This window comes from Bradyrhizobium sp. I1.14.4 (genome assembly GCF_050435825.1).
GTDB lineage: Bacteria > Pseudomonadota > Alphaproteobacteria > Rhizobiales > Xanthobacteraceae > Bradyrhizobium.
Map to the genome: position 1 here is coordinate 54870 of NZ_JBNDLA010000020.1, position 18510 is coordinate 73379.

Sequence of the window (18510 nt, forward strand, 5' to 3'; positions counted from 1 at the left end):
GGATACGGATCGTCCTCCAACTCACAGACTGCCGCCCATGCCCCAATCGCATCCCGCCCGCTCGTTCGTTCGTCCGCTTATCGCATCCCTCGGCCTGGCGTTTGCCGCTGCCGCGGCGCATGCGGCGCCGGCGGCCGACATTCGCGCGTTCGCGCAACAGGAACAGCAGCCGCTGCTCGACACCCTGCGCGACCTCGTGCAGATCGAGTCCGGCAGCAAGGACATCGAAGGCCTGAACCAGATCGCCGCGCGGATCGCCGGGCAGCTCACGCAGCTCGGCGGCACGGTCGACATCCTGCAAACCACCGATATTTATCGACTGGACGATACGCCCGAGCAGATCGGCCCGGCCGTGCGGGCGGTGTTCAAGGGCACCGGCAGCGCGAAAATCATGCTGATCGCGCACATGGACACGGTGTACCTCAAGGGCATGCTGAAGGACCAACCCTTCCGCATCGATGGCGACAAGGCCTACGGGCTCGGCATTGCCGACGACAAGCAGGGCATCGCCACCATCATCCACACCGTGGCGCTGCTGCAGAAGCTGAACTTCAAGGACTACGGCACGCTCACGGTGCTCATCAATGGCGACGAGGAGATCAGCTCGCCCGGCTGGCGCAGCACGATCACCCGCGTCGCCGCGGAGCAGGATGCCGTGTTCTCGTTCGAAGGCAGCGACGCCAGCGGCACGCTCCGCCTCGCCACCAGCGGCATCGGCTCGGCCTATCTCACGGTGCATGGCAAGTCGTCGCATGCGGGCGCGAGGCCCGAAGGCGGTGTGAATGCGCTCTATGAGCTGTCACACCAGGTGCTGCAGATGAAGGACCTCTCGAAACCCGAGCAGGGCCTGAAGCTGAACTGGACGGTTTCCAAGTCCGGCACCAACCGCAACGTGATCCCGGCCGAAGCCACGGCTCAGGCCGATGCGCGTGCACTCAAGGTGGCTGACTTCGACGAACTCGAGAAGGCGCTACAGGACAAGATCAAGACACGCCTGCTGCCCGACTCCAAGGTGGACGTGAAGTTCGAGGTCCGCCGGCCGCCGCTCGAACCCAACAACGCCTCGCGCAGCGTGGTCGGCCACGGCAAGACGATCTATCAGGAACTGGGCATGTCGCTGAACGTGGCCGAGCGGGCCACGGGCGGCGGCACCGACGCTGCGTTTGCCGCCCTCAAGACGAAGGGTGCGGTGGTTGAAGGCATGGGCCTCTCCGGTTTCGGTGCGCACTCCAACGATGCCGAGTATGTGCAAATCAACAGCATCGTGCCACGCCTGTACTTGACGACGCGCATGATCATGGACCTGTCCGACGGCAAGGTGAAATAGACCGGCAGGGATACAGCACGGCGTTGCCACGGGCCGGGCCTCTCAGGCGGTCGCCGCCTCCGCCTTGGCGAGGCGGAAGCTCAGCGTGAACTGGGCACCGCCGGACGGCAGGTTCTCTACCCTGATCGTCGCGTCGTGATCGTCGACGACGCCGCGGACGATCGAGAGCCCGAGCCCCGCTCCGTCGGTGCGATGGCGTTGACGATCGCCGCGCCAGAAGCGCTGGAACAAGAGGCCCTGCTCGGCGGGCGCAATCCCCGGCCCGCAGTCGCGCACCTGCACCGAACCGTCCTCATGCACCTCGACATCGACCGAGGTCTTATCGGCGGTGTACTTGATGGCGTTCTCTGCCAGATTGAAGATCGCGCGCTGCAGCATCTCGGCATTGCCCCTGACCCGCACCGGACTATCGGTGCCGCGCAGCGCAATGTCCTTCCGCTGCGCCAGCGCGTAGGGCGCGATCGAGCCGACCACCTCGGCGCACACCGCGCGCAGGTCCGCGGTTTCGCCGGGGTCCAGCACCAGCGTATCGAGCTCGGCGATCTCCAAGAGCTGGCTGACGATGCGGCTCATGCTCTCGATGTCGGCATGCAGCTCCTTGGTCCCCTTGCCCACATCCAGCGTCTCGATCCGGGTCGTCAGGATCGCGAGCGGGGTGCGAAGCTGATGCGCGGCATCGGCGGTGAACTGGCGCTGCACGTGAAACCCGTCCTCCAGACGGTCGAAGGCCTGGTTGACGGCGGTCACCAGCGGCAGGATCTCGCTGGGAATCCCCTCCGTCGGCAGACGGATGTCGGTCCTGGCCGGTCCGATGCTCCTGGCCTCCTCCGAAGCGCGCAGCAGCGGAATCACGGCGCGGCGAAAGATCAGGATGTCGGTCGCAAGCAGGATGAGGAGGATCGGGATGGTGATCCAGCCGACCCGGCGGAAGAAGTTGGAAACGATGTCATCGATGATGACGTCGCGATGCGACAGGTCCTCGGCGACCTGGATGCGCAGCGTCTGGCCGGCAACGAGCTTGGTGGCGCTGGCGCCGGAAATCCGGTCGGCCAGGGTCGGCAATCGCGGAGCTCCGCGATGCGACGAAAACAGCAGATTGTCGTCCGCATCGTAGATGTCGTAGCGATAGCGGCCGTAAGCGTCGGAATAGAGTCCCCTCAGGCTGTCCGGCAGGTTGAGCTGAACCTTGCCGGTGGAATCGACCACGAGGTTCTGGCCGAGATCGGCGGCCTGATCGCGCATCGCTTCGCGATGCAGCTGGTTGATCTCCGAATTCAACAACCACAGCAGCAGTAGTGGCAGGAAGATCGCCGCGACCGCGACCGCCACGATATGCAGGAACACGATCCGCGAGGTCAGCGACTTGAAGCGGAACACCGCTACTTCTCCTCCGCCATCAAATAGCCGACGCCGCGAATGGTGTGGATGATGACCTTGGCGCGGTGCTCGGCGAGCAGCTTGCGAAGCCGCGACACATAGACCTCGACCGCGTTCGAGGCGACCTCGCCCGACAGACCGAAGATATGGTCCTCGACGTTCTTCTTCGGCACCACCCGCCCCTGCCGCCGCAGCAGGATCTCCAGCACAGACGTTTCACGCGCGGAGAAGACGTGCGGAGCACCGTCGACGAACACCTGCTTGCTCTCGGTGTCGTAGACAAGATTGGCGAGCTCCAGTGAGGAGCCGAGCAACTGGCCGGGCCGGCGCAGGATGGCTTCGAGCCGCGCCACCAGCTCTTCCAGCGCGAACGGCTTCGCCAGATAATCGTCGGCGCCGCTGCGCAGGCCGCTGACGCGATCCTGCAGACCGTTGCGCGCGGTCAGTACCAGAACCGGAAGCGGGTCGTTCTTGCGGCGAAGCTCCGACAGCACCGACAGGCCATCGCCATCGGGCAGGCCGAGATCGAGGATCATGGCCGCATAGCTGACGCTGCGCAACGCATCACGCGCCTCGGCAACGCTGTTGACGATATCGGATTCATATCCCGCCGCCATCAGCCCGCTGGCCAGCAGCCTCGATAGCTCGGCATTGTCCTCGACGATCAGAAGGCGCATCGCAGCAATCCTGTCTTCATTCGGTTCGTTCTCCGCACCCGTCGCGATGTGCCAGCCACGCAAAGCGGATCGCATTTCAGGCGTTCGCGCCTTGCAAACGATACACAGGTCGCCTCGAAATCGTGATCACGATGTGGAAAAGCCCCGGGACGTTGCCCCGGGGCTGTGCGCGTCGCGATCGCGGAGCCGGGTTTAGCTCTGTGCGTGGCGCGCCATGAAGTTATCGTAGCCGACTTCGGCGACCTGGAACCACTGATAGCCGTTGCTGGCAAAGCTGTTGAGAGACTCGTACACCTTCTTGAAGTCGGCGTTAGAGGACGAGACCTCGTTGTGCAGCTCCTTGGCGGCCTTGAACGATGCCTCCATCACCGGGGCCGGGAAAGCATGGAGCTTGGCGCCCGCCGCCAGCAGGCGCTTGAGCGCCGGCGGATTGGCCTGATCGTATTTCGCCATCATCCAGTTGTTGGCGTAGTGACCCGCCTGTTCGAGAACGGCCTGATAATATTTCGGCAACGCATTCCATTTGTCGAGGTTGACGAACGATAGCAGTATCGGCCCGCCTTCCCACCAGCCGGGATAGTAGTAGTGCGGAGCGACCTTGACGAAGCCGAGCCGCTCGTCGTCGTAAGGGCCGACCCATTCCGCGGCGTCTATGGTGCCTTTCTCGAGTGCCGGATAAATGTCACCGCCTGCGATCTGCTGTGGCACGGCGCCCATCTTCTGCAACACGCGCCCCGCAAAGCCGCCGATACGGAATTTGAGGCCCTTCAGGTCGTCGACGCTAGCGATCTCCTTGCGGAACCAGCCACCCATCTGGCAGCCGGTGTTGCCGGCGAGCAGCGAAGTGACGTTGTACTTCTTGTAGAATTGGTTGAGCAGATCCTTGCCACCCCCAAGCATATACCAGGCCTGGTTGATGCGCATGTTCGGGCCGAAGGGTACCGAAGAGCCGAAGGTGAAGGTCGGGTCCTTGCCGAAATAATAGTAAGATGCCGTGTGGCCGATCTCGACGGTGCCGTTTTGCACGGCATCGAGCACTTGCAGTCCGGGCACGATTTCGCCAGCGGCGAACGTCTGGATCTGAAATTTGTTGTCGGTTGCCTCGCCAACCATCTTGGCCATCACCTCGGCGCCGCCATACAGCGTATCGAGCGATTTCGGCCAGCTGGTCGGCATTCGCCATTTGAGCTCCGGCATCGATTGGGCGATCGCCGGCGCTGCGACGGTCGCGGCGCCCGCGACGCCCAAGCCTGTAACCTTGATGAAATCTCTTCGCTTCATTTTGAATCCTACCCTTTGTGATTGTGCTTGCACGAACGGCGAGGTTCGAGACCGTTCCGCTCGATCTTTTCTTGCCTTGACCCAACCGGGGTCATGCGCGCCTTCGTCGAGAGGCTTGGGTACGAGCATGGAACATCCCTCCGCCGAACGCCAGACGCAAAAAACCCGGCCTTCTTGCGAAGGCCGGGCGACTAAAGTCGAACGGAGGCTTGATCAGCCGCGCGTGCGCGAGCGGATCATGAAGCTGTCGAAAGTGTATTCGGCGACCTGCCACCACAGATACTGGTCGGAACGATACGCCTGCATGGCGTCGATCGACTTCTTGAAGTCGGCGTTCTTGGCCGAGATTTCACCCCACAGCTCGTTGGTCGCCTTGAGGCAGGCCTCGAGCACTTCGTTGGTGAACGGCCGCAGCTGGGTGCCGCCGGCAACCAGCCGCTTCAGCGCCGCCGGGTTCTGCATGTCGTAGCGTGCGGCCATCCAGCTGTTGGCGTTGGCGGTGGCGTTGGTCAGGATCGCCTGGTAGCCCTTCGGCAGCGCATTCCACTTCTCGAGATTGGCGAAGGCGTGCACTGTGGGACCGCCCTCCCAGAACCCCGGATAGTAGTAATATTTCGCGACCTTGGCGAAGCCGAGCTTCTCGTCGTCATAGGGGCCGACCCACTCGGCGGCGTCGATGGTGCCCTTTTCGAGCGCCGGATAGATGTCGCCGCCGGCGAGCTGCTGCGGCACCACACCGACCTTCTGCAGCACCTGGCCGGCGATGCCGCCGATGCGGAATTTGAGGCCGGAGAGATCGGCGACCGTCTTGATCTCCTTGCGGAACCAGCCGCCCATCTGGGTGCCGGTGTTGCCGCAAGGGAAGCCGATCACGCCGAACTTCTTGAAGAACTCGTTGCCGAGCGCTTCGCCGCCGCCCTGGTACCACCAGGAGTTCTGCATCCGGGCGTTGAGGCCGAACGGCACCGACGCGTAGATCGCAAACGTCGGGTCCTTGCCGACATAGTAGTAAGACACGGTGTGGCACATCTCGACGGTGCCGTTGGAGGTTGCGTCGAGCGCCTGCAGGCCGGGCGCGAGCTCACCGGCCGCGAACACCTGGATCTGGAACTTGTTGTCGGTCATTTCGGCGACGTACTTCGACAGCTGCTCGGCGCCACCGTAGATGGTGTCCAATGACTTCGGGAAGCTCGAGGTCAGACGCCACTTGATTTCAGGCGAGGACTGCGCGATCGCCGGCGCGGCAACCGCCGTCGCGGCAGCACCGGCCGCAGAAACTTTCAAAAAATCACGACGCTTCATCGTAAGGCTTCTCCTTGAGGGACGTTTCCCAGTGACCGCAAGCAGTTCTCCGGCAGGACGCTCGAAGGCCTGCCGAGGCGCTCTGGGTCGGCCCTTTAACACGGAAGGCGCCTCACGGAAACGCGACAATGGCATGACCGCGCCAATTAAACGAAAGTCTGATGATGCGGGAAATCCGCTGGAAAATACGGGCTCAGGCGGCGGCGATGGCGCGTTCCGGCTGCACGGGGACCTTGCTGCCGACCGCGCGGTAAATCGCCGCGTACGGGCCGACCGGTTCGCCCTCAACCATCGGTGGACCTGAAGCGATCAACGCCGCATCGCCTTCCGCGCCTTCTTGGCTTTATCGGCCAGATGCCGCCCGCGCCGGATCCAGCTTTGCGCGGTCGTCTTGCTGACGCCATACGTCTTGGCAATCGCCTCGGCAGCCTCGCCGATCGAGTCGGATTTCTTCGCAACGTTGAACGCCATCCGGGAGGCCTCTTCGCGCTTCTCCCGTGTCAGATGCTTGCGGCGTTCTTTCTTCGCTTCGCGTGCTGCCATGTGACGGTCGCCTCACGACCCTTCCGCAGTTTCGGCTTCACCTGCGGCCGCCTCCACTGCTCGACGAGTGGTACGATTCGGCCGACAAGGCACAAACATACAGGCCGGAACCGATTCAGCAATCGTCCGAGGCGACAGACCTGTGAAGAAAGGGATCCCTGCCCTTAAGGGCCCGTCGGCCCGCCAGGACAGCAACGCGGGCTCAGGCTGCGGCGATGACGCCTTGCAGCTGCTCGCGGACCTTGCCGCCGATCGCGCGGTAGATCGCCGCGTGCGGGCCGTCCGGCTCGCTCTCAACCACCGGGTTACCGGAATCGGAAGCGGTGCGGATCGCGATGTGCAGAGGCACCTCGCCGAGGAACGGCACCCCGAGCTTTTCGGCCTCGTGGCGGGCGCCGCCATGGCCGAAGATGTCCGAGCGCGTGCCGCAATGCGGGCACTGGAAGTAGCTCATGTTCTCGACAATGCCGAGCACCGGCACATTGACCTTCTTGAACATCGCCAGTCCCCGCCGCGCATCGATCAGCGAGAGGTCCTGCGGCGTCGAGATGATGACGGCGCCCTTGAGCGGGACGTTCTGCGCCAGTGTGAGCTGGGCATCGCCGGTGCCGGGCGGCATGTCCACGACCAGCACATCGAGCGTGCCCCAGGCGACGTCGCGCAGCATCTGGGTGATCGCCGACATCACCATCGGCCCGCGCCAGATCATCGCGGTGTCCTCCTCGACCAGGAATCCGATCGACATGATCGACAGGCCGAAGCGCTGCAGCGGGATCATCTTCTTGTCGTCGTTGAGCTGCGGCTTCTCGCGGATGCCGGTCAGCCGCGGCACCGATGGGCCGTAGATGTCGGCATCGAGCAGCCCGATGCGCAGGCCGAGGTCGCGCAGACCGAGCGCCAGGTTGAGCGCCGTGGTCGACTTGCCGACCCCGCCCTTGCCGGAGGCAACCGCAATGACGGCCGCGATACCGGGGATCTCGGCCTGGCGAGCCATCGGCGATGCCGCGCCGGGCGGGTGCGGATGACGGTGCGCGGATGCAGGCGGGACACCGCCGGCCGGTCGCGGCGCAGGCGCCGCACTGCCCGCCTTGCGCTCCGCGGTCAGCGCGATCATCGCGACGCTGACACCCGGAATGGCGCGCACGGCGTTCTCGGCCTGCGCGCGCACGCTCTCCCAGGCGCGGGCTTCCGCGGCATCGACGTTGATCGAGAAGAACACCTTGCCGTCGGTGACCGTGATCGCCGACAGCACATTGGCGTTGGTCAAGGCTGTGCCGCGCGGCGACATCACCTTGGCAAGGCAATCGAGAACCTGTTGCTGCGTCACGCTCACCGCGCATCTCCTGCTCTTAAGCGGGGAGTGATCTCCGCGCAAACGCGTCGCGTTTGCGCGCCGGAAAACCTCAGTTCCGGATCACGCCCAGGAGACGACCCATAGAGCGTTGCAGCGCAAAAGGCTACCTCGCTCCGACGTCGTCCCGCCGCTCGGCCGGCGCCGCGCCCCCTTCCTTGGCGGCCTCGTAGTTCAGCTCGATCATCACCCCATTCGGGTCGTTCACGAAGATCTGCCAGAGATCGCCGCCGGGAACCTGGCGCGAGTCGAATTCCATGCCCTTGGACTCCAGCCGCTTCTTCATCCCGTCAAAGCCGTGACTGGCAAAGGCAACGTGATGGACGACGCCGGAATCCGGCTTTTGTGCCTCGTCGGTCGATGAAATATCGACCAGATGCACGACCGCCTTGCCCTCGCTGTACATCCACGCGCCGGGGAACGCGAAGTTCGGCCGCGCGCCTTTTTCGAGGCCCAGAATGTCCTCATAGAACCGCACCGTGGCGGAGAGATTCCGGGTCCGGATATTGAAATGATCGAGCACACCGACGCTCATGCCCATGCGATACACTCCCTTTTTTGTGAAGTTCTTTGGTGGGGCGATCCTAGCACAAAACGGGGTTCTGCCATCCAACGAAGCCGTTGCCCTCCGCTGCGCAGGGGGTATGGTGCGGCTCCTTCCATGGACGGAATGCCCCGCCCGCCGCGACATTGCCGGCAGGCCACGGAGGCGATCACCACGGCAATCACAAGGTAACAGATATGGCTAAAGTCGCTTTTCTCGGTCTCGGCGTGATGGGTTTCCCGATGGCGGGACACCTCGTGAAAAAAGGCGGCCATGAGGTCACCGTGTACAACCGGACCGCGGCGAAGGCGAAGGAATGGGCCGACAAGTTCGGCGGCAAGACCGCGCCGACGCCGAAGGCCGCCGCCGAAGGCCAGGACTTCGTGATGTGCTGCGTCGGCAACGACAACGACCTGCGCTCGGTCACGATCGGTCCCGACGGCGCCTTCGCCGGCGTCAAGAAGGGCGCGACCTTCGTCGATCACACCACCGCCTCCGCCGAGGTCGCCCGCGAGCTCGATGCCGCCGCCACCAAGGCCGGCTTCAAGTTCGTCGACGCGCCGGTGTCCGGCGGCCAGGCCGGCGCCGAGAACGGCGTGCTGACGGTGATGTGCGGCGGAACCGAAGACGCCTACGCCGGCGCCGAGCCGATCATCACCGGCGCCTATGCGAAGATGTGCAAGTTGCTCGGACCGGCAGGCGCCGGCCAGCTGACCAAGATGGTCAACCAGATCTGCATCGCCGGCCTGGTGCAGGGCCTCTCCGAAGGCATCCACTTCGCCAAGAAGTCCGGTCTCGACGTCGCGGCCGTGATCGAGACCATCTCCAAGGGGGCGGCACAGTCCTGGCAGATGGAGAACCGCTACAAGACCATGAATGAAGGCAAGTACGATTTCGGCTTCGCAGTCGAGTGGATGCGCAAGGACCTGGCGATCGCGCTGGCGGAAGCCCGCCGCAACGGCGCCACGCTGCCCGCCACCGCACTGGTCGACCAGTTCTATGCCGAGGTCGAGAAGATGGGCGGCAAGCGCTGGGATACGTCGAGCCTGCTCGCCCGCCTGCAGCGCTAGCTGCTCGCATAGGCCGCGGTGACCCGCGTCGGCGGGTCACCAGCCATGCAGCGTCGTCTCGCGAAGGAGAATTCCCCTTTGAAGGTCGCGCCGCCAAAATATCGAAAACAACCCCATGCAAAGGAGCTGGCCGGCCGCCGACATTCGATAGGGCAACTTGACACGTCGGGCAAATCAGGGGCACACTTCCATTATTCCGAAATTGTAACTTCTAGTTGGCGGTTTAGTGCACTGTCACCGTAATCCGCCTATCGAAAAACTGCGCTCCTTATCATGGGCTTCTCCCGACGAATACTGTCGAACCATTCGGAGTTACGACGTTAAGCTGCGCACCCGGCGGAAACATGCGCGGAAGGAGATTTGTGCAGCTCGAGCAGACGGTTGGGTTGTTTATAAACAGAGTGCCCTCTGAAAGTCCCTGCTCCTGCATAACAGCCGCCGCGTGACCTTCGACGTGAGTTCGCGTGACTATATCGAAGCCCGAGGTCCCGCGCGGAATGTCAGCAGCAGGTCCAGCCCACCCACTTTCGAGGGATAGATCTCCAGCGGAATTACGGTGACAGTGCACTAAATTGATTGCCCTTCTCGATGCATCATGCCGCATGGCCCGCCTCGCCAGTCTCGTCGTCCTCGGTCATCCGCACCATGTCACCCGGCATGGCAATGGCCGGGCGCGGACCTTCTTCGGCGACAGCGGCTACGCGCTCTATCGCGACCTGCTCGCGGAGATCAGAACACCGCAGCTGCAGCCCTGACGAAACCCGATCTCGAGCGGACCGTGTATCTGCGCGGCTGGCCGTTCGGTGCGGTTCCGCCCGTGATCCTGGTGGGTGCCGCGGCGCTGCTGCTGGTGAGATGGTGAGATGGTGAGATCCCTCGTGCGCCACGGCGCCCGGCAAAGGTTAATTTAACCTGCGGTTAACGAGTTTCTTTAGCTCTTTAAGTCATCGCTTAATGATTTAGCTGCACAGATAGACAATGCAAAAGGCCCGCGCGGTTCGCGGGCAGGATTTGTGTTGTTGATGAGTAATCCCGCAGAAAAGCCTGAAGTTGTGCAGCTTCCGGCAGGCCCTCAGGTGGCGGCGCCGGTGAACAGCCGGCGCGTTGCCGCGCAGCGGGTGCGTGAGGCGCGGGATCGGTTAACGTCAACCAGTGGAACCCGCCCGGCGTTCGACGCCGAACTGCTCCGCCAATACGCCCAAACCCGGATCTCGGCGTCCTATGTCGTGATGCTGCTCGTGGTGGCAACCGGCGTCCTGTTTGGCCTCTGGATGAAGCCGATCCTGGCCGGGGCCTGGACCGTCGGCATCCTCTGCGTCCATCTCGCGATCATCCGCAGCTGCTCGCGCTTCCTCGCCGAGCCCACCTCGGTCGCGGTGACCCGCAAATGGCGGACGCGCTTCGTGCTGCTCGACCTGCTCTACGGCCTGTGCTGGACCGCGATCCTGATCCACCCCGCCGGGCGCGATCTCGCCTCCAACACGCTGATGATGTTCCTGATGCTGCTGGTGATCGCAGTCTCCAGCATGCTGGCGGCGAGCCTGCCGATCGCAGCACTCGCAGCAACCGTTCCGGTGACGGTCGGGATCGCGCTCGACCTCGTGCTCAACGGCGCGTTCGACAATTACGTGCTGGCGCTGCTCGCGCTTGCGGCCGAGGGCTATTTTGCGCTGCTGGCGCACCGCCTGCATTCGACTACGCTGGCGACACTGGAAGCCCGCGCCGAAAAGGACGCGCTGATCGGCGAACTGGAACAGGCCAAGGCGATCTCCGACGAGGCGCGGCACCGCGCCGAATCCGCCAACGTCGCCAAGTCGCGCTTCCTGGCCCAGATGAGCCACGAGCTGCGCACGCCGCTCAACGCCATCCTCGGCTTCTCCGAGGTGATGAAGAGCGAGATCTTCGGCGCGCACGCCGTGCCGGTCTACAAGGAATATTCCGCCGACATCCACAATTCCGGCGTGCACCTCCTCAACCTCATCAACGAGATCCTCGATTTGTCGCGCATCGAGGCCGGCCGCTACGAGCTGAACGAAGAGGCCGTGGCGCTGGTGCATGTCGTCGCCGATTGCCACCATCTCTTGAAGCTGCGCGCCTCCAGCCGCGGCATCACCATCCACGAAGTGTTCGAGCATGGCATGCCCAGGATCTGGGGCGACGAGCGCGCTATCCGCCAGGTCGTGCTCAACCTGCTCTCCAACTCGATCAAGTTCACGCCGCAGGGCGGCGAAATCTGGCTAAAGGTCGGCTGGACCGCGTCGGGCGGGCAATATCTGAGCGTCAAGGACACCGGAAGCGGCATCGCCGAGGACGAGATTCCGGTCGTGCTGGCCTCATTCGGCCAGGGCTCAAACTCGATCAAGTCGGCGGAACAGGGTGCGGGCCTTGGATTGCCGATTGCGAAGAGCCTGATCGACATGCATGGCGGCACCTTCACGCTGAAATCGAAGCTGCGCATCGGTACCGAGGTGATCGTGACCTTGCCGCCGGAACGGGTGATGAGCGCGCTGGCGCCGATGTCGGAGGAAGCGCCGCCGATGCAGCCGGAGCCCGTCGAGTCCACCATGGGCGCCGACCGGAAACGGGTGCGCCGCAAGTCTATCATGAGTGCCGGCACCGGATTGTAGAGCATGTCGCGGACAATCGTGACGCGGTTTTGGCCAGAGCCGTTTCCGTTCCGATGGAATCGGAACGGGGCTCCACATTCCAGTTTTGACGTGTCTGCTTTACGCGAACCGGTATCCACTTCGCTCGAAAACGCTTTAGCAACGAACGCAGGGCGTTCGCGCGACGACCATGCTCGCGACAAAAAGCCGGGGCGTGATGCAGCATCCCGCCTCAGTCGGCTTGCAGTCACGGCTGAAACCGTTCAACACTTGAAGCATGAGCTCAGAAACACCGTGTATCGCAGTCTGCATGATGGACCCCAGGACGAAGCTCTGCTTCGGGTGTGGTCGCACGCTTCCGGAGATCGCGCGCTGGCACAAGATGGACCGCACCGAGCGGCTGTCCGTGATGGCGAATTTGCCGGCGCGCATGGCCGAGGCTGGGCTCGAGCGCATGGAGCCGCATCCGAAGCGCGCCTGATCGGCATTGCGGCGGGAGTTGCACCGTGACCCGCATCCTCCTCGTCATCCTGCTGCTGATGGCAACCGCCGGCGCCGTCGTCGCCTACGGCGATCCCGACCAGATCGCCCGCGCCAGGGAGAATCTGACCCAGATCTTCGGCCGCAGCACGGCTGCCTCAGCCTCCACTTCCTCGTCCGCTCCCGCGGTGCAGATCACGCGCAGCCAGGGCGGTGAGTTCGCGTTCCGTGCCAAGATCAACGGGGTCAGCGCACCGATGGTGATCGACACCGGCGCGACCTCGGTCGTGCTGACCTGGGAAACCGCCAAGGCGATCGGACTGCCGACCGACATGCTCGAATACAATGTCGACCTGGAGACCGCCGGCGGTCACACCAAGGCGGCACGGCTGACGCTCGATCGTCTCGCGGTCGGCAGACTGGTCGAGAAATCGGTCCCGGCGCTGGTGATGCAGCGCGGGCAGATGAAAACCAACCTGCTCGGCATGAGCTTTCTCGACCGGCTCGAGAGCTGGGGGGTACGCTCCGACACGTTGATGCTGACCGGCTACCCCGACATCACCGGGAGTATCACCCCCTCTGGCCGCCACCGACGCCCGCGCACGGTCGTCGACTAGGCGCGCGCGGAGAGTGCCTTCCGCGTGGGCAACGTTTGCGCCAGCGATCAACGCAGGCGCGCACGCCGAAATCAGTCTCCGAGGCGGAACGCCCCGGCGTCGCCTATCGCGCCTATGAGACATAATCCGGGCACGGCGCTGTCGCTGAACTACCGGCGCGACAACCGGATGCCGCATTTGTTCAATTTCCTGAAGATCGCACAGGACGTCACGCGGCGTCAGCGCAAGCCGTAACCCGCGCCGTCAGGCCGCGACCGGCGCCGGCGCGCTATCGTCAACGCGTGCGAGCGCATCGGAAAGCACGTTGATGTCAGCGCCCGGCCGAACGCCGTTCTCCGCGAGGTGCCTGCGGAACGCGCGCGCGCCGGGGACGCCATGGAAGGCACCGACGAAATGGCGCGTGATCGAATGCAGCCGCGTGCCTTCCGCCAGCTGCCGCTCGATATAGGGCAGCATGGCTGCGAACACGTCCTTCATCGTGGCGTACGGCGGAGCTTCACCGAACAGCTCGGAATCGACTGACAGCAGCCGCCACGGCTCCTGGTAGGCCGTCCGCCCCAGCATCACGCCATCGACGTGCGCCAGATGCTGCTTCGCTTCGGCGAGGCTCGCGATGCCGCCATTGATGATGATGGGCACATCCGGCAGAGCCGCCTTGAGACGATAGACGCGATCGTAGTCGAGCGGCGGGATGTCGCGGTTCTCCTTCGGCGACAGTCCGTTGAGCCAGGCCTTGCGCGCGTGCACGACGAGTGCATCCGCGCCGGCGGCAATCACGCCACGAGCAAGCGCATCAAGCGCGACTTCCGGATCCTGGTCGTCGATGCCGATCCGGCATTTCACCGTGACGGGAATCCGCACCGCCTGCTTCATCGCCGCAACACATTCGGCGACCAGCCCGGGCTCCGCCATCAGGCAGGCGCCGAAACGGCCATCCTTCACCCGATCGGAGGGACAGCCGACATTGAGATTGACCTCGTCATAACCGAACTGCTCGCCGATCTGCGCGGCGGTCGCCAGATCCCGCGGATCGGAACCGCCGAGCTGCAGCGCCACCGGATGCTCGCTGACATCGAAGCCGAGCAGCCGCGCCCGGTCGCCATGGATCACGGCGCCCGTGGTCAGCATCTCCGTATAAAGCCGCGCCCGCCGTGACATCAGGCGATGGAAGACCCGGCAATGCCGGTCGGTCCATTCCATCATGGGCGCGCAACTAAATTTCCAATTCATATCAATGACTTAGAGGTTTTGTCGGTCCAATGCAACGAGAACCGACCGAATTTTTCCTAAGCAAATTCAACGACGTATCTGCTGGTTTGATTTCAAGACCACTCTCGGGGTGCCAAAGTGTGCCACGGGTCTTACCACTTCCAATCGATGCGCTCCATTTGGTGTGCCGCGAGGATCAACTGAAAAAGCCGCCCGGAGGCGGCTAACCAAACTGCTTCGATGATGTGGCGTGGCGTTAAATCAAATCCGGCTATGGCCGCCTTCAAATGCATCAGCGGGAGAGAACGACTTGTAGCCGTCCTCGTAGACCACGTAGTATCCGCCAACTTGCGGGTTGTGCTTGCGGACGTATTCACCTCCAACGTAGAACTTCCCATATCCATCATCGGCAGCGGCGTGATCCGGAAATGCGATGGACCGGCCACCGTTCCGGCGCGCAACGCCCGGCGGGATCCGCGCGAACGCTGCGTTGGCAAAGACAAGCGGTCGGATCGGTGCGGCCGCGGAGCTGCCGATGCGAGATTCCTGGAAGGCTTCCGGACCACATCCATTTTCAGGTCGACGAGGACCGGACAATCCTGCTCCATGCCGATCGTCGGCACGATTCATTTAAACCGCATCCTTGGCGACCTTGAGAGGCGACGCCTTGACCGACTTGCTGGCAGGCTTGGCCGCAAATTCCATCGGTTCTTTCGTAAACGGATTTACGCCGCTGCGAGCTTCGGTTGCGGGTTTGTGTACCACTGACATTTTCACAAAGCCGGGAATGACGAACTCACCGGACTCGTTCAGCTCCTTGTAACCGACGGTCGCCAGATACTCGATGACCGATCTCACGTCCGTCTTGGCAAGTTGCGTGCCTTCTGCAATTGCGTCGATCAATTGATTCTTGGTCATCTTGGCCATTTCGGGATTCCTTTGAATTCGGTGCGGGCAAGCTGCGATGTAACTCTGCCTGGAACGCGGTGAATCCGCGCAAAGCGCTTCTGATTCATGCGTCATGAAGTCAGCGGGCTTAGAACCTATCGAGGGCCAAAATGCAAGCGGCGGCTCGCCGTGAGCTCCGTACTTGCTTTCCCACGGAACGGCGTCTCCGTGATAGTCGCCTGCGCTCGCTTGGATTGCGGACGATGAGCCGGTCGTCGGCCTTGAGGTCGGTCTCGTCTCCAGCGAGCAGGCTCGGGATGCTTTGAAATATTCCTAAGCCTCACGCTGAGAATGCTCTATCCGGCACTTTCACACGAACGGCAGGAAGATATCGGGCCGTTTGGGTAGAAGCCGCCGAAAATAGCGCCGTCCTTCAGCAGAAACGGCATTGCTGCCGGCAAAGAAGTCGTCCGGCATATGGCGCGTTTTGCCGGCCACACGCGCGAGCGGCACGATTTGAGGTTCGATGCGATGATCGTCATAATGCAGCACCACCGAGCCGCTGCCGGTCAAGGCGCTTTGCGCGGAAAATGCGCCAGCGTCGAAAGCCTCCTTGCGGTCGGTTTGGTCGATCACGCCGATATATCCGCGCGGCAGATAGCCCAGCGTATCGACGCGCGCCCTTGCCCCGGGAAAACGCGATTTCAGCGCTTTCTGGATCTCGATGCCGAGATCGCCGCCGGTCAATTGCAGATTGCCGTGGGCGTCGCGCTCGACCGCCTCGCCCGCCAGCGCCTCGGCGAGAGGCCGTCCCATCTCGTCCTGCACGCCCTCGGACATCGAAACGATGCAGCGGCCCAAGCGCGCATAAACCGCATCGACGTCGTCGAGGAACCGGGCGACGGAAAACGGCTGTTCCGGGACGTAGATCAGATGCGGGGCATCGTCGGGCGATTGCTGCCAGCCTGCGGCGGCGGCGGTGAGAAAGCCGGCATGGCGGCCCATGACGATGGCCACATAGATGCCGGGCATGGCGCGAAAATCGAGATCGGCGCTAACAAAGGCATTGGCGACGAAGGCCGCGGCCGAGATGAAGCCGGGGACGTGATCGTTCTCCATCAGGTCGTTATCGATGGTCTTGGGGGCATGCACAAAATGGCAGGTGCCACCGGACTGTTGACGCAGCAGTTCTAGCGTTCCGGCGGTGTCATTGCCGCCAATATAGACGAAGGCACGCGCTTCGAGCCGGTCCAGCGCCGCGAGGATATCAGAGCATGCGTCGGAATCTGGTTTGTCGCGGGTCGAGCCGAGCGCCGAATTGGGCGTGTTGCCGAGGCGGTGCAGATCCGCCTCGGGGATGGCGGTAAGGTCGACGACGTTGCCCGCCGTGAGGCCGCGCACGCCATGGCGCGCGCCGAGAATCCGCAACGACGGATCATGCTTGCGCGCGGCAAGGATGGCACCGCACAGCGTCTGGTTGATCACGGCGGTGGGGCCGCCACCCTGGGCAATGACGATCGATGGCATGGATCCTCCATGATTTATTTCTTGCTGTGCCGCCGGCGAACTGTGAGCGACGATTGAAGCGAAGATTGGCCAATCCTGCAACGAGCTGTGGCCTGCGGCGAATGGATCTTTGGATCTGCGTCTTGCTAACCGTGCTAACGGTCGCGCTTGGGAACGTCCGCCTTGCGCCGACAGCGGTCGATCCACAATCCACTTCGACAATCACCAGCTTGCCGGACAGGTCACGCCCTCTCGACACGCCCGTCCGCCACTGACGCCGAAGGACTCGGTTCGGCGGGCTCACATCGATTGTCTCTAGATTATCTTTGATCTCCCGGCGCACAGATCGTGCACACGCGGCCTCTAACAGATTGAAAAATTTGAACTATCGCTCCAATCCATCATGGGCAAGTTTGAGCTGGTCTAGCTCAAGCAATCGAAATCCAACGAGCCTGTTTCTTGCCGACGGGAATGGCGCGGTTCGACGGCGCGGGGGAGCAGCGCTGTCCTTGACGATCCATTTTGTGTAATCTCGCTGCACTCGACCTCTTTGGGAGGATTGCCGTGAGAGCCTTCCTGCTCGCTTGCGTGGCCGCTGTCGTCGTGGCGGGAGCCAGTGCCGCGGTCCTTGACCGCGTGCAAGAGCCGGTCGCAGAGGCCTTTGCAACGACGGCCGTGCGGCTTTAGCGATCTCGCCCCCGAGGCAGCGTTGGAGGCAGCGTTGCTCCTACTCCGCCGCCGTGGCGGCCGGCTTCGAGCCCGCATCATTGGCTGCGGCGCGCGCCTCCTCCTCCAGCCACAGGCTGTGGTGCTCTTTCGCCCAATTGACGTCCACGATGCCACTGCCCATCGCCTCGAAGGCGCCCTGCATACCGATTGTGCCGATGTAGATGTGGGCGAGCATCACCGCGACGAACAGTACCGCCACAATCGCGTGGACCACCGCGGCCATTTGCATGCCTTCGATGCCGGACAGGTAGAACGGGAACATCAGCTGATATCCGGTGATCGCAACGGCGGCGCCGCCGATGACGACGATCCAGTAGACCGCCTTCTGGCCGGCGTTGAAACGATAGGCCGGGGGATGGTCGTGACCCACGATGCCGCCACCACGCTTGATCCACTCCACATCGACCTTGTTCGGGATATTGCCGCCAAGCCACATCAGAAAGATCGACACCACTCCGATGGTGAACGGGAAGCTCAAATAGTTATGCGCGTACTTCGCCCATTGCGACCATTCGGAGAATGCTTCGTGGCCGATCAGCGGCAACAGCAGCGGACGGCCGAACGTGATGTTCAGTCCGGAGATTGCGAGAATGATGAAGCAGCTCGCCGTCATCCAGTGCACGAAGCGCTCGAAAGCGCCAAAGCGCACGATCGTGCGCCCTGATCTTCCGTCCTGAATCCGGACCATGCCGCGGGTGAGATAGAAAGCGACGAGCACCACGAGCATGCCGAGGATGGCAACTCCGCCGACCCAGCGCAGGGTGACGTTGCGGAATTCCCGCCACTCGCGCCCCGCAGGTTGCTCCAGCACGCCTGACCGCTGATCCGGAATGCTGACGCGTCCCTGGATCCGGTTGAGCTCCTGCAGAAGCTGTTGCTCCTTCACCGCGCTGGCGGTCGGGTTGACCTGCTGGGCGATGGACGGCGCCGACACAGTGATCATCAAGGCAAGCGCCCATGCTCCGAGGGCGAGACGGAAGTATCTTGCAAGAGACGCCATGAG

Annotated in this window: 19 protein-coding genes; 6 read left to right on the top strand and 13 right to left on the bottom strand. The window is 63.2% G+C overall.

Annotation, left to right across the window (positions count from 1 at the left end):
* Positions 1 to 37: 37 nt before the first annotated feature.
* The gene (locus tag ABIB78_RS29275) at positions 38 to 1327 is read left to right on the top strand and encodes a M20/M25/M40 family metallo-hydrolase (protein WP_429030777.1); all 1290 of its coding nucleotides are present in this window, start codon (positions 38 to 40) and stop codon (positions 1325 to 1327) included.
* Between the two features lie 42 nt (positions 1328 to 1369).
* On the opposite strand, the gene ABIB78_RS29280 is transcribed toward ABIB78_RS29275, so the two are convergent.
* The 7 genes from ABIB78_RS29280 to ABIB78_RS29310 form a co-directional block, all read right to left on the bottom strand.
* A complete protein-coding gene (locus ABIB78_RS29280) occupies positions 1370 to 2704 on the bottom strand; it encodes a sensor histidine kinase (protein WP_429030779.1) in 1335 nt (444 codons plus the stop codon).
* A gap of 2 nt (positions 2705 to 2706) precedes the next feature.
* Positions 2707 to 3381 carry a response regulator gene (locus ABIB78_RS29285; RefSeq protein ID WP_429030781.1) on the bottom strand — a complete coding sequence of 225 codons (675 nt, stop codon included), beginning with the start codon at positions 3379 to 3381 and terminating at the stop codon, positions 2707 to 2709.
* A gap of 192 nt (positions 3382 to 3573) precedes the next feature.
* Complete coding sequence (locus tag ABIB78_RS29290; RefSeq protein WP_429030784.1) at positions 3574 to 4662, bottom strand: TRAP transporter substrate-binding protein; 1089 nt, start codon at positions 4660 to 4662, stop codon at positions 3574 to 3576.
* Positions 4663 to 4875: 213 nt separating this feature from the next.
* A complete protein-coding gene (locus ABIB78_RS29295) occupies positions 4876 to 5964 on the bottom strand; it encodes a TRAP transporter substrate-binding protein (RefSeq protein WP_429030786.1) in 1089 nt (362 codons plus the stop codon).
* A 309-nt stretch (positions 5965 to 6273) separates the two neighbouring features.
* On the bottom strand, positions 6274 to 6507 hold the full coding sequence (locus ABIB78_RS29300; protein WP_429030789.1) for a hypothetical protein: 234 nt from the start codon (positions 6505 to 6507) through the stop codon (positions 6274 to 6276).
* 202 nt (positions 6508 to 6709) lie between these two features.
* Complete coding sequence (locus ABIB78_RS29305; protein ID WP_429030792.1) at positions 6710 to 7840, bottom strand: P-loop NTPase; 1131 nt, start codon at positions 7838 to 7840, stop codon at positions 6710 to 6712.
* Between the two features lie 124 nt (positions 7841 to 7964).
* Positions 7965 to 8399 carry a VOC family protein gene (locus ABIB78_RS29310; RefSeq protein ID WP_429030795.1) on the bottom strand — a complete coding sequence of 145 codons (435 nt, stop codon included), beginning with the start codon at positions 8397 to 8399 and terminating at the stop codon, positions 7965 to 7967.
* Positions 8400 to 8599: 200 nt separating this feature from the next.
* On the opposite strand from ABIB78_RS29310, the gene ABIB78_RS29315 reads away from it, so the two are divergent.
* The gene (locus tag ABIB78_RS29315) at positions 8600 to 9472 is read left to right on the top strand and encodes an NAD(P)-dependent oxidoreductase (protein WP_429030797.1); all 873 of its coding nucleotides are present in this window, start codon (positions 8600 to 8602) and stop codon (positions 9470 to 9472) included.
* A 271-nt stretch (positions 9473 to 9743) separates the two neighbouring features.
* Here the strand turns inward: ABIB78_RS29315 and ABIB78_RS29320 are convergent, their stop codons facing one another.
* On the bottom strand, positions 9744 to 10076 hold the full coding sequence (locus tag ABIB78_RS29320) for a DddA-like double-stranded DNA deaminase toxin (protein WP_429030798.1): 333 nt from the start codon (positions 10074 to 10076) through the stop codon (positions 9744 to 9746).
* On the opposite strand from ABIB78_RS29320, the gene ABIB78_RS29325 reads away from it, so the two are divergent.
* The 4 genes from ABIB78_RS29325 to ABIB78_RS29340 all read left to right on the top strand — a co-directional run bounded on the left by ABIB78_RS29325 (position 10075) and on the right by ABIB78_RS29340 (position 13175).
* Positions 10075 to 10227 carry a hypothetical protein gene (locus tag ABIB78_RS29325; RefSeq protein WP_429030800.1) on the top strand — a complete coding sequence of 51 codons (153 nt, stop codon included), beginning with the start codon at positions 10075 to 10077 and terminating at the stop codon, positions 10225 to 10227. The two genes, ABIB78_RS29320 and ABIB78_RS29325, sit on opposite strands and share 2 nt — an antisense overlap.
* A 267-nt stretch (positions 10228 to 10494) precedes the next feature.
* Positions 10495 to 12099, top strand: coding sequence for a sensor histidine kinase (locus ABIB78_RS29330; RefSeq protein WP_429030802.1), 1605 nt, complete (start codon positions 10495 to 10497; stop codon positions 12097 to 12099).
* A 256-nt stretch (positions 12100 to 12355) separates the two neighbouring features.
* Positions 12356 to 12559, top strand: coding sequence for a DUF1289 domain-containing protein (locus tag ABIB78_RS29335; RefSeq protein WP_429030804.1), 204 nt, complete (start codon positions 12356 to 12358; stop codon positions 12557 to 12559).
* Positions 12560 to 12584: 25 nt separating this feature from the next.
* Positions 12585 to 13175, top strand: coding sequence for a TIGR02281 family clan AA aspartic protease (locus tag ABIB78_RS29340; protein WP_429030805.1), 591 nt, complete (start codon positions 12585 to 12587; stop codon positions 13173 to 13175).
* Positions 13176 to 13418: 243 nt separating this feature from the next.
* Here ABIB78_RS29340 and dusA read toward each other — a convergent pair whose 3' ends face one another.
* The 5 genes from dusA to ABIB78_RS29365 all read right to left on the bottom strand — a co-directional run bounded on the left by dusA (position 13419) and on the right by ABIB78_RS29365 (position 18507).
* A complete protein-coding gene (gene dusA, locus ABIB78_RS29345; protein WP_429030808.1) occupies positions 13419 to 14405 on the bottom strand; it encodes a tRNA dihydrouridine(20/20a) synthase DusA in 987 nt (328 codons plus the stop codon).
* A gap of 240 nt (positions 14406 to 14645) precedes the next feature.
* Positions 14646 to 15014 (bottom strand): hypothetical protein, encoded by a 369-nt coding sequence (locus tag ABIB78_RS29350; protein WP_429030810.1) that lies wholly within the window; start codon positions 15012 to 15014, stop codon positions 14646 to 14648.
* Entirely contained in the window at positions 15015 to 15311 is a 297-nt protein-coding gene (locus tag ABIB78_RS29355; protein WP_429030813.1) for an HU family DNA-binding protein, read from the bottom strand.
* A gap of 330 nt (positions 15312 to 15641) precedes the next feature.
* A complete protein-coding gene (locus ABIB78_RS29360; protein ID WP_429030815.1) occupies positions 15642 to 16799 on the bottom strand; it encodes a diphosphate--fructose-6-phosphate 1-phosphotransferase in 1158 nt (385 codons plus the stop codon).
* 706 nt (positions 16800 to 17505) lie between these two features.
* Positions 17506 to 18507: a formate dehydrogenase subunit gamma gene (locus tag ABIB78_RS29365; protein WP_429030818.1), complete on the bottom strand. Its 1002-nt coding sequence runs from the start codon at positions 18505 to 18507 to the stop codon at positions 17506 to 17508.
* Positions 18508 to 18510 lie beyond the last annotated feature (3 nt).

What these genes read in the sequence shown, in the direction of transcription:
- ABIB78_RS29275 (WP_429030777.1), top strand. Translation starts at nt 38, where the DNA reads ATGCCCCAATCGCATCCCGCCCGCTCGTTCGTTCGTCCGCTTATCGCA.
- ABIB78_RS29285 (WP_429030781.1), bottom strand. Translation starts at nt 3,381, where the DNA reads ATGCGCCTTCTGATCGTCGAGGACAATGCCGAGCTATCGAGGCTGCTG.
- ABIB78_RS29290 (WP_429030784.1), bottom strand. Translation starts at nt 4,662, where the DNA reads ATGAAGCGAAGAGATTTCATCAAGGTTACAGGCTTGGGCGTCGCGGGC.
- ABIB78_RS29295 (WP_429030786.1), bottom strand. Translation starts at nt 5,964, where the DNA reads ATGAAGCGTCGTGATTTTTTGAAAGTTTCTGCGGCCGGTGCTGCCGCG.
- ABIB78_RS29300 (WP_429030789.1), bottom strand. Translation starts at nt 6,507, where the DNA reads ATGGCAGCACGCGAAGCGAAGAAAGAACGCCGCAAGCATCTGACACGG.
- ABIB78_RS29310 (WP_429030795.1), bottom strand. Translation starts at nt 8,399, where the DNA reads ATGGGCATGAGCGTCGGTGTGCTCGATCATTTCAATATCCGGACCCGG.
- ABIB78_RS29315 (WP_429030797.1), top strand. Translation starts at nt 8,600, where the DNA reads ATGGCTAAAGTCGCTTTTCTCGGTCTCGGCGTGATGGGTTTCCCGATG.
- ABIB78_RS29325 (WP_429030800.1), top strand. Translation starts at nt 10,075, where the DNA reads ATGGCCCGCCTCGCCAGTCTCGTCGTCCTCGGTCATCCGCACCATGTC.
- ABIB78_RS29320 (WP_429030798.1), bottom strand. Translation starts at nt 10,076, where the DNA reads ATGCGGCATGATGCATCGAGAAGGGCAATCAATTTAGTGCACTGTCAC.
- ABIB78_RS29330 (WP_429030802.1), top strand. Translation starts at nt 10,495, where the DNA reads ATGAGTAATCCCGCAGAAAAGCCTGAAGTTGTGCAGCTTCCGGCAGGC.
- ABIB78_RS29335 (WP_429030804.1), top strand. Translation starts at nt 12,356, where the DNA reads ATGAGCTCAGAAACACCGTGTATCGCAGTCTGCATGATGGACCCCAGG.
- dusA (WP_429030808.1), bottom strand. Translation starts at nt 14,405, where the DNA reads ATGAATTGGAAATTTAGTTGCGCGCCCATGATGGAATGGACCGACCGG.
- ABIB78_RS29350 (WP_429030810.1), bottom strand. Translation starts at nt 15,014, where the DNA reads ATGAATCGTGCCGACGATCGGCATGGAGCAGGATTGTCCGGTCCTCGT.
- ABIB78_RS29355 (WP_429030813.1), bottom strand. Translation starts at nt 15,311, where the DNA reads ATGGCCAAGATGACCAAGAATCAATTGATCGACGCAATTGCAGAAGGC.
- ABIB78_RS29360 (WP_429030815.1), bottom strand. Translation starts at nt 16,799, where the DNA reads ATGCCATCGATCGTCATTGCCCAGGGTGGCGGCCCCACCGCCGTGATC.
- ABIB78_RS29365 (WP_429030818.1), bottom strand. Translation starts at nt 18,507, where the DNA reads ATGGCGTCTCTTGCAAGATACTTCCGTCTCGCCCTCGGAGCATGGGCG.